General features: G+C 72.9%; 9 protein-coding genes and 3 pseudogenes. 9 read left to right on the top strand and 3 right to left on the bottom strand.

Features of this window, described 5'->3' with window-relative positions; genetic code table 11:
- Nucleotides 1-4: 4 nt before the first annotated feature.
- Nucleotides 5-829: an IclR family transcriptional regulator gene (locus tag AC4IHM_RS28035; RefSeq protein ID WP_490869751.1), complete on the bottom strand. Its 825-nt coding sequence runs from the start codon at nt 827-829 to the stop codon at nt 5-7.
- 234 nt (nt 830-1,063) lie between these two features.
- On the opposite strand from AC4IHM_RS28035, the gene AC4IHM_RS28040 reads away from it, so the two are divergent.
- Nucleotides 1,064-1,387, top strand: a complete 324-nt coding sequence (locus AC4IHM_RS28040; protein WP_490869752.1) for a bifunctional 3-phenylpropionate/cinnamic acid dioxygenase ferredoxin subunit — start codon at nt 1,064-1,066, stop codon at nt 1,385-1,387.
- Nucleotides 1,384-2,592: an NAD(P)/FAD-dependent oxidoreductase gene (locus AC4IHM_RS28045; RefSeq protein ID WP_490869753.1), complete on the top strand. Its 1,209-nt coding sequence runs from the start codon at nt 1,384-1,386 to the stop codon at nt 2,590-2,592. The genes AC4IHM_RS28040 and AC4IHM_RS28045 overlap by 4 nt, the downstream gene beginning before the upstream one ends.
- 42 nt (nt 2,593-2,634) lie before the next feature.
- Here AC4IHM_RS28045 and AC4IHM_RS28050 read toward each other — a convergent pair whose 3' ends face one another.
- On the bottom strand, nt 2,635-3,186 hold the full coding sequence (locus tag AC4IHM_RS28050; protein ID WP_490869754.1) for a hypothetical protein: 552 nt from the start codon (nt 3,184-3,186) through the stop codon (nt 2,635-2,637).
- A gap of 421 nt (nt 3,187-3,607) precedes the next feature.
- On the opposite strand from AC4IHM_RS28050, the gene AC4IHM_RS28055 reads away from it, so the two are divergent.
- The 6 genes and pseudogenes from AC4IHM_RS28055 to AC4IHM_RS28080 all read left to right on the top strand — a co-directional run.
- A complete protein-coding gene (locus AC4IHM_RS28055) occupies nt 3,608-6,382 on the top strand; it encodes a nitrate- and nitrite sensing domain-containing protein (protein ID WP_490869755.1) in 2,775 nt (924 codons plus the stop codon).
- Nucleotides 6,379-6,813, top strand: a complete 435-nt coding sequence (locus tag AC4IHM_RS28060) for a roadblock/LC7 domain-containing protein (protein WP_490869756.1) — start codon at nt 6,379-6,381, stop codon at nt 6,811-6,813. Before AC4IHM_RS28055 ends, AC4IHM_RS28060 begins: the two co-directional genes overlap by 4 nt.
- Nucleotides 6,814-6,823: 10 nt before the next feature.
- Nucleotides 6,824-7,219: a DUF742 domain-containing protein gene (locus AC4IHM_RS28065; RefSeq protein WP_490869757.1), complete on the top strand. Its 396-nt coding sequence runs from the start codon at nt 6,824-6,826 to the stop codon at nt 7,217-7,219.
- 94 nt (nt 7,220-7,313) lie between these two features.
- On the top strand, nt 7,314-7,919 hold the full coding sequence (locus AC4IHM_RS28070; protein ID WP_490869758.1) for a GTP-binding protein: 606 nt from the start codon (nt 7,314-7,316) through the stop codon (nt 7,917-7,919).
- A gap of 115 nt (nt 7,920-8,034) precedes the next feature.
- Nucleotides 8,035-8,845 (top strand): annotated as a pseudogene (locus tag AC4IHM_RS28075) (M15 family metallopeptidase).
- Between the two features lie 200 nt (nt 8,846-9,045).
- Nucleotides 9,046-9,429, top strand: a pseudogene (locus AC4IHM_RS28080) (NUDIX domain-containing protein); the annotation flags it as partial.
- Here the strand turns inward: AC4IHM_RS28080 and AC4IHM_RS28085 are convergent.
- A complete protein-coding gene (locus AC4IHM_RS28085) occupies nt 9,420-11,798 on the bottom strand; it encodes a glycoside hydrolase family 31 protein (RefSeq protein ID WP_490869759.1) in 2,379 nt (792 codons plus the stop codon). The pseudogene AC4IHM_RS28080 and the gene AC4IHM_RS28085 sit on opposite strands and share 10 nt — an antisense overlap.
- A 213-nt stretch (nt 11,799-12,011) precedes the next feature.
- Between AC4IHM_RS28085 and AC4IHM_RS28090 the strand changes: the two are divergent.
- Nucleotides 12,012-13,989, top strand: a pseudogene (locus AC4IHM_RS28090) (acetoacetate--CoA ligase).
- The last annotated feature ends 11 nt before the right edge of the window (nt 13,990-14,000 follow it).

A 14,000-nucleotide genomic window follows, 5' to 3' on the forward strand; every position in this document is an offset into this window, starting at 1 on the left:
CGCGTCAGTCGCCGCAGCCCATGCGGCGCGACAGCTCGACGCCCGCCGCCAGGGTGCGCTTGGCCAGATCCGTGAGCCGGTCCGGCGTCAGCCGGTACACCGGCCCCGAGACGCTGAGCGAGGCGATCACCTTGCCTTCGTGGGAACGCACCGGCGCCGCCACCGCGGCCAGTCCGATCTCCAGCTCCTCCCGCGTGATCGCGTAGCCCTGCCCGGCCACGGCCTCCAACTCGCCGCGCAGCACCGCCGCGCCGGTGACGGTGTGCTCGGTGAACCGGTGCAGCGGGCGGGCCAGCAGACCCTCGCGCAAGGTGGGCGGCAGATGGGCGAGCAGCACCTTGCCGCTGGCGGTGGCGTGCAGCGGAGTGCGCCGGCCGAGCCAGTTCTGCGCGGTCACGGAGGCGGTGCCGCGGGCCTGCATGACGTTGACCGCCGCGTCGTCGTCCAGCACGGCGATGTTCGCCGTCTCGCCGAGTTCGTCGGCGAGTTCGCGGCAGACGGGCACGCCCTCCTGTGAGATGTCCAGCCGCACTGCCGCCGCCCCCGCGAGGCGCAGTACGCCGGCACCCAGGTAGTACTTGCCGCGCTCCTTCTCCTGTGCCACCAGACCGCGGTTCTCCAACACGCCGAGCAGGCGGAACGCGGTGGACTTGTGCACCTCCAGCTCGTCGGCGATCTCGGTGACGCCCGCCTCCCCGTGCCGGGCGAGGATCTCCAGCACGCTCACGGCGCGGTCCACCGACTGCACGGAGTTCGCGGCGCCTCGGCCGCCCTGCCTGTTCTCCACGTGGTCCTCACCATGGTCGGGCTGCTTCTGTGTGCGGGTCATGGCTCAAGTCTCACCACCTGGCGGCCCCGTTCGGGCCGCGTCTGCGGGAACCCCTTGACGCCGTGGGCACCCGCCCCGGATTCTGTTGCGCATAGCGCTCTCCAGTGCGCCATGTGAAACATCATGTTACCGAAGCGTCCGGATCCCGGAAGGGTGCGCGCGTCCCGTGCCGGGCCCACCCGCCCGGAGGGGCACGCCGCCCCGCCGCGGGGTTCCGGACCGAGAGGGGAGCCCATGATTCCCGTCTGCCGCATCGAAGACCTCCCCAGGGGCGAGTCCGCCCGCGTCGGGACCAGCCCGCCGATCGCCGTCTTCCACACCGACGACGGCGCTCTCTACGCCATCGACGACACATGCAGCCACCAGGACGCCTCCCTCTCCGCGGGCTGGCTGGAGGGATGCCTGATCGAATGCCCGCTGCACGCCGCCTCGTTCGACCTCCGCACCGGCCTGCCCACCTGTCTCCCGGCCCGCAGGCCCGTGCGCACCCACCGGGTCACCGTCGACGACGGCCTCGTCCACGTCCATCTCACCGCGGAGGAGGGAAACGCCGCATGAGGACCGTGACTGTCGTCGGCGCCTCGCTGTCCGGCCTGTACGCCGCCCGGGAACTGCGGGCCCAGGGGTTCGACGGCCGGCTGGTGATCGTCGGCGACGAACCCCACCGCCCCTACGACCGGCCGCCCCTGTCCAAGGGCTTCCTCACCGGACCGGCCGACGAGGACCGACTTGCGCTCACCGACGCCGAGGAGACCGCGGAACTGGACGCCGAATGGCTGCTCGGCGTCCGCGCCCGTGGCCTGGACGCGCGTGGCCGCAGCGTGCTGCTCGACGACGGCCGCACCGTGTCCACCGACGGAGTCGTCGTCGCCACCGGCGCCTCGGCCAGGCGTCTGGGCGGCGACCGCCTGGCCGGCGTCCACACCCTGCGCACCCTGGACGACGCCCGCGCCCTGCGCGGTGAACTCACCCGCGGCCCACGCCGGGTGGTCGTGGTCGGCGGCGGCTTCATCGGAGCGGAGACCGCCTCCTCGTGCGCCGCCCTCGGCCACGCCGTCACCGTCGTCGAGGCCGCCGCGCTCCCGCTCGTGCCCCAACTCGGCGCCGAGCTGGCCGCCGTGTGCGCCACGCTGCACCACCGGGGCGGCGTCGGCCTGGTCACCGGCGCGTCCGTGGCCGCGCTGCGCGGCACGTCCGCCGTCACCGCGGTGGTGCTCACCGACGGCCGGACCCTGCCCGCCGACGTGGTGATCGTCGGCATCGGTGCCACACCCAACACCGCCTGGCTGGCGGGCTCGTCCCTGGTCCTGAACGACGGCGTCCTGTGCGACGACGGCTGCGTGACCTCCCTGCCGCAGGTGGTCGCCGTCGGCGACGTGGCCCGCGTCGGCGGCACACGCGCGGAGCACTGGACCTCCGCCACACGGCAGCCGCGGGCCGCCGTGGCCAACCTGCTCGCCGGGCACACGGCGCTGAGCGCGCGGTCGGTGCCGTACTTCTGGTCGGACCAGTACGGCGCCCGCCTTCAGTTCGCCGGCCGGCGCCGCGAGGGCGACACCGTCCGCGTCACCGAGGGCGGGGTCGTCGACGGGGCTCCGGCTGAGGGCGGCCTGATCGCCCGGTACGAACGGGACGGCCGTACGACCGCGGTGCTCGCCGTGGACCGGCCCCGATCCTTCATGCGGGCCCGGCGCGAACTCGCCCGCGAGGCCCGGGAAACGCGGCCACCGGCCGAGCCGGCCGTGCGGGCGAGCGCGCGGTGAGGCACGGCCCCCGCCGGTGCCCGCTCGCTCAGGGGTGGGACATCAGGGGTGGGACAGCTGCCCCGCGCCGCCCCGCCGGCGTATCCGTGCCCGACCGCGCTCGGCGGACCGGGCCTGCCGCCTGGCCGCACGACGCTCGCGCCGCATGGCCCGCGCGGTACTGCTCGGCACCGACACCACCCCGTGCCGCTGGTTCCAGACCTGCCGCGTCACCCAAACGTCCAGCACGCCCCAGGTGGCCACCACCGTGCCCGCCACGCTGGCGAGCACCATCGGGAACGCAAGCCAGGACTCCGCCAGCGTGGACAGGAAGGCCACCACCGCCAATATCAGCGTCACGGCGACGACCAGGACCGCGCGCACGGCCGCCGTACGCACCGGATCCGGCAGCCGGCGCCGCCGCGCGGGCTCCTCCGTCCACAACGGCCGGTAGCCCGGCGGCTGCTCCCGCGCCTCCGGCCGCTCCCGTGCCGACGCGTCCCGCCCGCCCGTCGGAATGTCGCGAACCGGTACCTCCGGGACCGATCGCGCGGACGACCCGGCCGTCCCTGCGTCCTCGGGCGCCCTGTGCCGCTCCGCCGTGCCCATCAACATGTCACTCCCCACCGCCGGCAGACAGCTCGACCGTGTCCCACGACACGGCTCCCCTCTGGTTGCCCGGCTTGCTCCGCTTTACGCCACCCGGAGGCGGGATGCGGCTCCTGTGGCCGATTCCGCCTCGATCTCCCGTAGTGAAAGACGCATTACGGGTTCCCAAGATTCCCGAAAACGCACGCAGTCGAAGAATTTCGGCCAACCCGCCCGACGGGCCCGAAGATCACCCTCCCGCGCCCGTCCCCGGATCCCGGGAGGCAATCTCCCGCAATCACCGGACAACTCACCATAGTCGGCCTCCTGTGCGGAGGTTCGGCCTCCGGACGGGTCTTCGAGTTACCTGTGGGTCGGTAGTAGGCTCGCGCCGTTTGTTGACGTACATGTGCGCCCCCTGCCGGTGGGGGTCGAGCTGGGGGAGGCCATGCGCTTTCGCGGGAAGTCGATCCGCCGGAAGATCGTGGCGCTGCTTCTCGTGCCGCTGGTGTCCTTCACCGCGATCTGGGCCTTTGCCACGGTACTGACGGGACGTGAGGCGGCACGGCTGTTCAGCGTCTCGACCGTCGTCGAGGAGATCGGCTACCCGGTCGAGGACGCCGTCCGCGTCCTCCAGCAGGAACGCCGCCAGACCCTCGTCCACCTCGCCGACCCGCGCGCCTCCGACGGCCTCGCGGCCCTGCAGCGCAGCCGTACCGCCACCGACGACGCCGTCGCCGAGATCCGCCGCAACGCCGCGAACGGCGACGTGCGCGACGCACTGGGCCAGGCCGGGGAAGTGCGCCTCACCGCCGTACTGGACGCCCTGGACGGCATCGACTCCCTGCGGCGCAGCGTCGAGGACGGCACCGTCGACCGCGCGCAGGCGCTCGGCCTCTACAACCGCCTGGTCGACCCCTGCCACGATCTGCTCGCCAACCTCCACGTCGTCGACGACGTGGGCCTGGACAAGCAGTACCGCGCCCTCGTCAACATCTCCCGCGCCCGCGAACTGCTCTCCCGCGAGGACGCCCAGCTCGGCTCCGCCCTGATCACCGGCCGGCTCACCCGCGGCGAGATCCGGGACGTCTCCGACCTCGTGGCGCAGCGCACCATGATGTACGACATCAACCTGCCGCTGCTGCCCTCCGCCGAACGCGGCCGCTATGAGCGCTTCTGGAAGAACGCCTCCTCCGCACCCCTGCGGACCGCCGAGGAAGCGGCGGTCGCCGCCGAGTCCGACCTGCCCCGCGGCGTCACCGCCAAGAGCTGGGACACCGCCGCCGGCAGCGTCCTCCAGGAACTCGGCGACCTCGACGACCAGGCGGCCGACAGCTACCAGGACCGGGTGGACCCGGTCGCCACGAACGTCATCGCCAAGGTCGTCGTCGCCGGCGCGCTCGGGCTGATCGCCCTGCTGTACTCCGTCTTCCTGTCCGTACGCGTGGGCCGTTCCCTCATCCGCGACCTCAAGCAGTTGCGCCTTGAGGCCCACGAGGCGTCCGGCGTCCGGCTGCCCAGCGTGATGCGCCGCCTCTCGGCCGGCGAAGAGGTGGACGTTGAGACCGAGGTGCCGCGCCTGGAGTACGACAAGAACGAGATCGGCGAGGTCGGCCAGGCCCTCAACACCCTCCAGCGGGCCGCCGTGGAGGCCGCCGTCAAACAGGCCGAACTCCGCGCGGGTGTCTCCGAGGTCTTCGTCAACCTCGCGCGCCGCAGCCAGGTGCTGCTGCACAAGCAGCTCACCCTGCTCGACACCATGGAGCGCAGGACCGAGGACACCGAGGAACTCGCCGACCTGTTCCGTCTCGACCACCTGACGACCCGTATGCGCCGGCACGCCGAGGGCCTGGTCATCCTCTCCGGCGCCGCCCCCTCCCGGCAGTGGCGCAAGCCCGTGCAGCTCATGGATGTGGTGCGTGCCGCCGTCGCCGAGGTGGAGGACTACGAGCGCATCGAGGTGCGCAGGCTGCCGCGTGTCGCCGTGACCGGACCGGCCGTCGCCGACCTCACCCACCTCGTGGCCGAACTCCTGGAGAACGCCACGGTCTTCTCGCCGCCGCACACCGCGGTGCAGGTCCTGGGCGAGCGCGTCGCCAACGGCTTCACCCTGGAGATCCACGACCGGGGCCTGGGCATGTCCGCCGAATCCCTCCTCGACGCCAACCTCCGGCTCGCCGAGACACCCGAGTTCGAGCTGTCCGACACCGACCGGCTCGGCCTGTTCGTGGTCAGCCGGCTCGCCCAGCGGCAGAACGTCCGGGTGTCGCTTCAGCCCTCCCCCTACGGCGGCACCACCGCCGTCGTCTTCGTGCCCGACGCCCTGCTCACGGACGACGCCCCGGACACCAACGGCGTCGGCTTCCGCCTCGACCGGCCCCAGCAGCTCAAGGAGAAGGAGCGGGAGGAGAGCCGTCGGTCCGCCCTCTCCCAGGTGCCCGCCCGGCTCCCGGAGCGGCCGGCCCCGCTGCTGGACGGCCCGGTCGAACTGGAGGCGCCCGTCGACCTGGACGCCGTCGACGACCGCGAGGGCGAACGAGGCGGCCTGTTCCGCCCGCGCCGCTCGCTCGTCGCGGCGGACGACGACCGGGTGGGCCGCCGCGGCGAACGGCGGCGCCGCGAGCCCGAGCCCGACCACGAGTCGCCCCGGGGGAAGGACGAGGCGGGCACGCCGGCCGCGCTGCCCCGCCGCCGGACCCCCAAGCTGGTCAGTTCGCACGGGCGCCCGGTGCCCGAACGGGCCGCTGCCCGCAACAGCGCGGACGAGACGCCTCCGGCGGACACGGACCGCACGGAGAACCCCTCCGCACCACAGGCACGACCCGGCGAACCGCCCGTCCTGCCCACCCGCCGCCGTCGAGGCGACCGCCCCGACGGCCCTGCACGCGACCGTGCGGACGAGGGCGCCGGCAGCCCCGCCGCAGGTCGCGACGACGGCGGGAACGCGGACGCCGACGCCGAGCCCACGGAGCCCGGCGCGCTGCCCCGGCGCGTACGGCAGGCCAACCTGGCCCCCCAGCTCAGGCAGGGCCCCTCGCCGTCCGCCGGGGGCCGCTCCGACCCCGCCGAGCGCGACGCCGAGGAAGTACGCAGCCGTATGGCCTCCCTCCAACGCGGCTGGCAACGCGGTCGCGAGGAGAGCGCCGCCGGGGACGACGCCCCCGGCGGCACAGCACCACAAGCACCACCAGCACCACAAGGAACGAAGGGGGACGGTCGATGACCGCACCGAAGGCGACCGGCCACAACGCGACCAAGTCCGGAGAGCTGAACTGGCTCCTCGACGACCTGGTGGACCGTGTGGCGAGCATCCGCAAGGCCGTCGTCCTGTCGGGCGACGGCCTGGCCACCGGAGCGTCCCAGGACCTCACCAGAGAGGACAGCGAGCACCTGGCCGCCGTGGCATCCGGTTTCCACAGCCTCGCCAAGGGTGTGGGCCGCCACTTCGAGGCGGGCGGCGTCCGGCAGACGGTCGTCGAACTCGAGGACGCCTTCCTGTTCGTGACCGCCGCCGGCGACGGCAGTTGCCTCGCCGTCCTGTCGGACGCGGACTCGGACGTCGGCCAGGTCGCCTACGAGATGACCCTCCTCGTCAAGCGGGTCGGCGTCCACCTGGCCACCGTCCCGCGCACCGAGCTGCCCTCGGGTGGGTAAGTGGGATGACATGAGCGCAGACGGTCAGGGAAGAAACCACTGGTTCGACGACGAGGCCGGTCCCGTCGTCCGTCCGTACGCCATGACGCGCGGCCGCACGACCAGCGCGGCCCAGCACCGCCTCGACCTGATCGCGGTCGTCGTCACGGAACCCCACGCGGACGACCCGGAGGCGGATGTCACCCTCTCGCCGGAGCACGTGGACATCGTCGGACTGTGCCGGGACACCCCGCAGACGGTGGCCGAACTCGCCGCCGAACTCGACCTGCCCGTCGGGGTCGTACGGGTCCTGGTGGGCGACCTCGTGGACATCGAACTCGTCCATGTGAACCGGCCCGTGCCCCCGGCCGAACTGCCGGACGAGAACATACTGCGCGACGTGATCAGCGGGCTGAGGGCACTGTGAACCGGTCTGCCGGCACAAGAAGCGGCACAAGAAGCGGCACAAGAAGCGGCACGGCAAGTCGCACGGCATGCGGCACGTTAAGGAGAAGAGATCGATGATCTTCGGGCGTTCTCAGCGCGGCAAGCCGCCGGTCGAGCCCGTCACGCTCAAGATCCTGGTGGCCGGCGGCTTCGGCGTCGGCAAGACCACCCTCGTCGGCGCGGTCAGCGAGATCAAGCCGCTGCGCACCGAGGAACTGCTCACCGAGGCCGGGCGGCCCGTCGACGACCTCAGCGGTGTGGAGGGCAAGCACACCACCACGGTCGCCATGGACTTCGGACGGATCACGCTCCGCGAGGACCTGGTGCTGTACCTCTTCGGCACGCCCGGCCAGGAACGGTTCTGGTTCATGTGGGACGAACTCTCCGAGGGCGCCCTGGGTGCCGTCGTCCTGGCCGACACCCGCCGCCTGGAGGACTGCTTCGCCGCCGTCGACTACTTCGAACGCCGCTCCATCCCCTTCGTGGTCGGTGTCAACCGCTTCGAGGGCGCTGCCTGCTACCCCGCCGACACCGTCCGCCAGGCCCTCGACCTCGACGCCGACGTGCCCCTGGTGATGTGCGACGCCCGGGAGCGCGAGTCCGTCAAGGAGGTCCTCATCGGCGTCGTCCAGCACGCGATGACCCAGGCGGCCGACCGCCGACGGGCCGTGCCGACATGAGGACCCGGCCAACGGAGCCCGGGTCGCCGCCCCGGGCCCGGCGGTCACCCCGCGACCACCCGGCCGGCCGGGCCCACTTCCCCCGGGGAACCCGGGACTGATAGACGCAGGGAACATGACACGACTCTCCACCGCGCTCCGCGGTCTGGTCACCGCCTGCGCCGCCCTGCTCGCCGTCACCACCGTCCCCGCCACCGCACAGGCCCGGCCCGAACCGAAGGCCCCCGGGGACTTCGTGGCCCTCAGAGGCGTCGATCCGACGATCATCGAGGAGATGCGCTACGTCACCCCGCACAACTTCGTCGGCGAGCCCGTCGACGGCTACCGGCAGCCCCTGTGCATCCTCACCCGCCCCGCGGCCGAAGCCCTCCACCGGGCCCAGACCCGGCTGCTGCGCCAGGGCTACTCCCTCAAGGTGTACGACTGCTACCGGCCGCAGCGCGCCGTCGACCACTTCGTGCGCTGGGCCGAAGACCTCGACGACCAGGCGATGAAGGCCGAGTTCTACCCGGACGTCGACAAGACCCGTCTGTTCGCCGACGGTTACATCGCGGAGAGGTCGGGCCACAGCCGCGGCTCCACCGTGGACCTCACGATCGTGAAGCTGCCGGCGAAGCCCACCCGGCCCTACCGACCCGGACAGCCCCTGGTGGCCTGCTTCGTGCCGCGGAGCGAGCGCTTCCCCGACAACTCCGTCGACATGGGCACCGGTTTCGACTGCTTCGACACCCTCTCGCACACCCTCGACCCCCGCGTCCAGGGCGTCCAGCGCGCCAACCGGGCGCTGCTCAAGAACACCCTGGAGGACGTTCGGCCTGGACAACCTCCCCGAGGAGTGGTGGCACTTCACGTACAAGCCCGAGCCCCACCCGGACACCTACTTCGACTTCCCGGTCTCCGCGAAGTCGCTCGCCGGCCGTCACTGAGCCGCCTGCCAAAGCCGCCCCCTCCGCGATCGGATACAGTCCGCCGCGTGTCCGAAACTCAAACCTCCGTTCCCAACTCCGCGCCGGGCTCCCACTGTTCGAGCTGCGGATCGCCCTACGGAGAGGGCGTCTCCGGCTGGCCCCGCACCTGCCCCGCGTGCGGCACCGTGGCCTACCGCAACCCGCTGCCGGTCGCGGTCGCCCTCCAGCCCGTGTACGACGGCCAGGGCACCTCCCTGGTCGTCATCACCCGCACCGTGGCACCCGCGCGCGGGGGAGTCGCCCTGCCCGGCGGCTTCATCGACGACCGGGAGGACTGGCGGCAGGCCGTCGTGCGCGAACTCCAGGAGGAGACGGGCATCGACGCGGCGAGCCGCGACGTACGCCTCGCCGACGCCATGAGTTCGCCCGAAGGCCACCTGCTGCTCTTCGGGCTCCTCCCCGAGCGGCCGGCCGAGGGCCTCCCGCCGTACGCCGCCACCGACGAGACCGAGGACCGCCAGCTCCTGCGCAGGGCCGACGAACTCGCCTTCCCCCTCCACACCCGGGCCGTACGGGCCTTCTTCGAGGGCCGCTACATCTGAGCCTGCCGCGGCACGAGCCCGCGCACGCGCACCGGGCAGGACGGCTCGCGCACGCCGTCCTCGCCCTCGCGCTCCACGACCACCCGCAGACCCTCCCAACGGGACACGTACCGCTCGATCTCCGGCTCCGCCCAGCCGTCGCCCCCGTCCGGCACGACCAGCCCGCCCCCGGTCCGCCCCCGCGCGGGCGCCCACACCTCCAGTTCCGGCGCGCCGTCCTCCCCGCGCACCGGAACAACGGCTCCCGCGCGCGCGAACACCGGAATCCGCGCCGCGGGAGCGTCGACGAGAACCTGCCCCGGCCCCTCGTACGCCCGCTCCGTCACCACGTCGTACCAGCGCCCCCGCGGCAGCCGCACCGCACGCCGGTCCGCACCCGGAACGAGCACCGGAGCCACCAGCAGACTGTCGCCCAGCAAGAAGGCGTCCTCGCAGTCCCGCAACGCCCGCTCCTCCGGGGCCGCCCACCACAGCGGACGCACATACGGCGCCCCCGTGCGCCGGGCCAGATGCGCCAGCGTCACGAAGTACGGCGACAGCCGACGCCGCTCGACGAGCGCCACGCGCGCGTGCTCAAGGACCTCGGCCCCGAACTCCCACGGCTCCCGGCGCCCCGCGCGCGGCCCTCCGTGGGTACGGAACAGCGGCAGATAGGCGGCGAGCTGGAACCACCGCAGATACAACTCGGCCGACGGACGCCCGTCGAACCCGCCCACGTCCGGCCCCGAATACGGCACCCCGCACAACCCGAGCCCCATCACCAGCGCCAGCGAGGCCCGCAGCCCCGGCCACCCCGTGGCCACGTCCCCGGACCACGCGCCGCCGTACCGCTGCATACCGGCCCACCCCGAACGCGAGAGCAGGAACGGCCGCTCATCGGGCGTCAGGGACCGCAGCCCCTCGTACCCGGCCCGAGCCATGCACAGCGCGTACACATTGTGCGCCTCCCTGTGATCGCCGCCCCCGCCCTCCAGACAGTGCCGGGCCGACCGGGGCAGCGTCGACTCCCCGAAGGCGGCGTACGACGTGGGCTCGTCCAGGTCGTGCCAGAAACCGGCGAACCCCTGCCCGAGCCGTTCCTCGTAGAGCCCGCCCCACCACGCACGCACACGCGCGTGCGTGAAGTCCGGGAAGACCGCCTCCCCGGGCCGCGCCACACCCCGGACCACCGGCCCGGAGGCGTCCCGCACGAACGCGTCCACGGCCGCCCCGCTCTCGTACACGGCGCTGCCGGGCACGGCCGCGACCGCCGGATCGACGACCGACACCAGCCGGACCCCGTCCCGCCGCAGCTCCTCCGCGAGCACCGGCAGCTTGGGGAACCGCTCCTCGTCCACGGTGAACGCCCGCCGGGCGTCGACGTGCCCGATGCCCAGATGCACCGCGTCCAGCGGCAGATCACGCTCCTGGTAGCCGGCGACGACCTCGCGTACGTCCTGCTCGTCGCCGAAGCCCCACTGCCCGTGATGGTGCCCCAGCGCCCACGAGGGCGGCAGCGCGGGCGCCCCGGTGAGCGAGGCCCAGGCGAGCAGCACGCGCGCGGGGGTGCCCACCATCACCCAGCACCGCAGCGGACCGCCGTCCATCCGCAGCACACTCCGACCCGGCCGGTCATGCCCGGACCCCGCCCCCTCCTCGCCCTCCCGCAACGCCACCGTGCCGTCCCACGAACTGTCGTGGAACACCAGATGCGTCCCCGCGTCGGCCACCACCATCTGCACCGGCATCGTCACCGACAACGGATCCGCCCCCGGCGCGAAGGGCCGGCCGGGAGCCGTGTTCCACAGCCGGTACGTGCCCTCGCGCAACCGGGGACCCGCGGATCGCCCACCGAGCCCGAAGAACCGGGCGTCGGCCGCCACGTGCGACCGCTGCGTCCAGCGGGCCGGCCCGCCACCGACCGGCTCCCACCAACGGGGCGGCAGCTCATGGCGCAGCACCACACCCCCGGGCGTACGGACCTCGATCGCGCCGCGCCGGGACACGGCCACCGTCGCCCGCTCGGCCACCACCCGCCAGCCGCCGTCCTTGTCCGGCTCCAGCACCGCCCGCGGATCCGGCTCCGGGCAACGACCCGCCAACGCGTACGACGGCTCCGGACCGGCCCCGTCCCAGCCCCAGAACACGGCCCCGTTCACGGCGACGAGAACGCGCAGCTCCGAGCGGCCGAACCGCAGGACACCGCCCCCGGGCCCCGGCTCCACCTCCCGCATCGGCCCCGGCACCCGGGCCCGCTCCGCACCCCGCGACGGCAGCCCCGCGGCGTCCGCACGCCGCCTGCGCCACGCCGCCCGTACCGTACGCAACCCCTGCGCGGCCCCCGCGGAACCGAACGCCTTCATCGAACGCACCAGGTCACGACCGTCCATGCTGCTCACCCTGCCATCGACCGCGTCACCCGCGGGCGTCGTTCAACTGCCGTTCACCCATGACCCGACCACATCTTCATGACCCCGATCATGTGAGGTACGCCCTGGTGCGGAAGTCGATCACATGGCATCGTCCGTGTCAGCCGCCCCATGCGCACACCCCAGCCCGTGTGCGCGGGACGCACACCACGCGCACAGTCCGGGAGCCGCCCCATGTCGACCGTGAACCCCCAGCCGCTCTGGCAGCCAGATGCGCAGCGCATCGCCCAGGCACGGATCACCGCATTCCAGACCTGGGCGGCAGAACACCACGCCGCCCCCGCCGAAGGCGGATACGCCGCCCTGCACCGCTGGTCCGTCGACGAGCCGGAAACCTTCTGGAAAGCCGTCACGGAATGGTTCGAACGTCCACTTCTCGACCCCCTACGCGCGCGTACTGGGCGACCGCTCGATGCCCGGCGCCCAGTGGTTCCCCGGCGCCACGCTGAACTACGCCGAACACGCGCTGCGCGCGGCGGCCACCCGCGCGGACGAACCGGCCGTCCTGTACGCCGACGAGACCCATGAACCGACCCCCGTCACCTGGGCCGAGCTGCGCGGGCAGGTCGGCTCGCTCGCCGCCGAACTGCGCGCCCTCGGCGTACGCCCAGGCGACCGCGTCAGCGGCTACCTCCCAAACATCCCGCAGGCCGTGGTCGCCCTCCTCGCCACCGCCGCCGTGGGCGGCGTCTGGACCTCCTGCGCCCCCGACTTCGGCGCCCGCAGCGTCCTGGACCGCTTCCAGCAGGTCGAACCCGTCGTCCTGTTCGCCGTCGACGGCTACCGCTACGGCGGCAAGGAACACGACCGCCGCGACACCGTCGCCGAACTGCGCCGCGAACTGCCCACCCTGCGCGCCGTGATCCACGTCCCGCTCCTCGGCACCGGCGCCCCCGAGGGCGCGCTGGAATGGGAGAGCCTGACAGCCGCGGACACGGAGCCCGTCTACGAGCAGGTGCCCTTCGACCACCCCCTTTGGGTGCTCTACTCCTCCGGCACCACCGGCCTGCCCAAGGCCATCGTCCAGTCCCAGGGCGGCATCCTGGTCGAGCACCTCAAACAGCTCGGCCTGCACTGCGACCTCGGCCCCGGAGACCGCTTCTTCTGGTACACGTCGACCGGCTGGATGATGTGGAACTTCCTCGTCTCCGGCCTGCTCACCGGCACCACGATCGTCCTCTACGACGGCAGCCCCGGCTTCCCCGCCACGGACGCCCAGTGGCGCGTCGCCGAACGCACCGGCGCCACCCTCTTCGGCACCTCCGCCGCCTACGTCATGGCCTGCCGCAAGGCCGGCGTGCACCCCGCTCGCGACCTCGACCTCTCCAGGATCGAGTGCGTCGCCACCACCGGCTCCCCGCTCCCGCCCGACGGCTTCCGCTGGCTGCACGACGAGTTCGCACAGAGCGGTTCGGACCTGTGGATCGCCTCCGTCAGCGGCGGCACCGACGTGTGCTCCTGCTTCGCGGGCGCCGTCCCCACCCTCCCGGTGTACATCGGCGAACTCCAGGCCCCCGGCCTGGGCACCGACCTCCAGTCCTGGGATCCCGCGGGCGAACCCCTGACCGACGAGGTCGGCGAGCTGGTCGTCGCCAACCCCATGCCCTCGATGCCGATCCGCTTCTGGAACGACCCCGACGGCAGCCGCTACCACGACAGCTACTTCGACACCTACCCCGGCGTCTGGCGGCACGGCGACTGGATCACCCTCACCTCCCGCGGATCCGTCGTCATCCACGGCCGCTCCGACTCCACCCTCAACCGGCAGGGCGTCCGCATGGGCTCGGCCGACATCTACGAGGCCGTCGAGCGACTCCCCGAGATCAGGGAATCCCTCGTCATCGGCGTCGAACAGCCCGACGGCGGCTACTGGATGCCCCTGTTCGTGCACCTGGCCCCCGGAGCCGCCCTCGACGAGGCCCTGCTGACCCGCATCAAGCAGACCATCCGCGCCCAGCTCTCCCCGCGCCACGTCCCCGACGAGGTCATCGCGGTACCCGGCATCCCCCACACCCTGACCGGCAAGCGCATCGAGGTCCCGGTCAAGCGCCTCCTCCAGGGCACCCCGCTGGAGAAGGCCGTCAACCCCGGCTCCATCGACAACCTCGACCTGCTCCACTTCTACGAGGACCTCGCCCGCGAACGCACCTGACCAGGACCTCC

The organism is Streptomyces sp. SL06 (assembly GCF_058244745.1).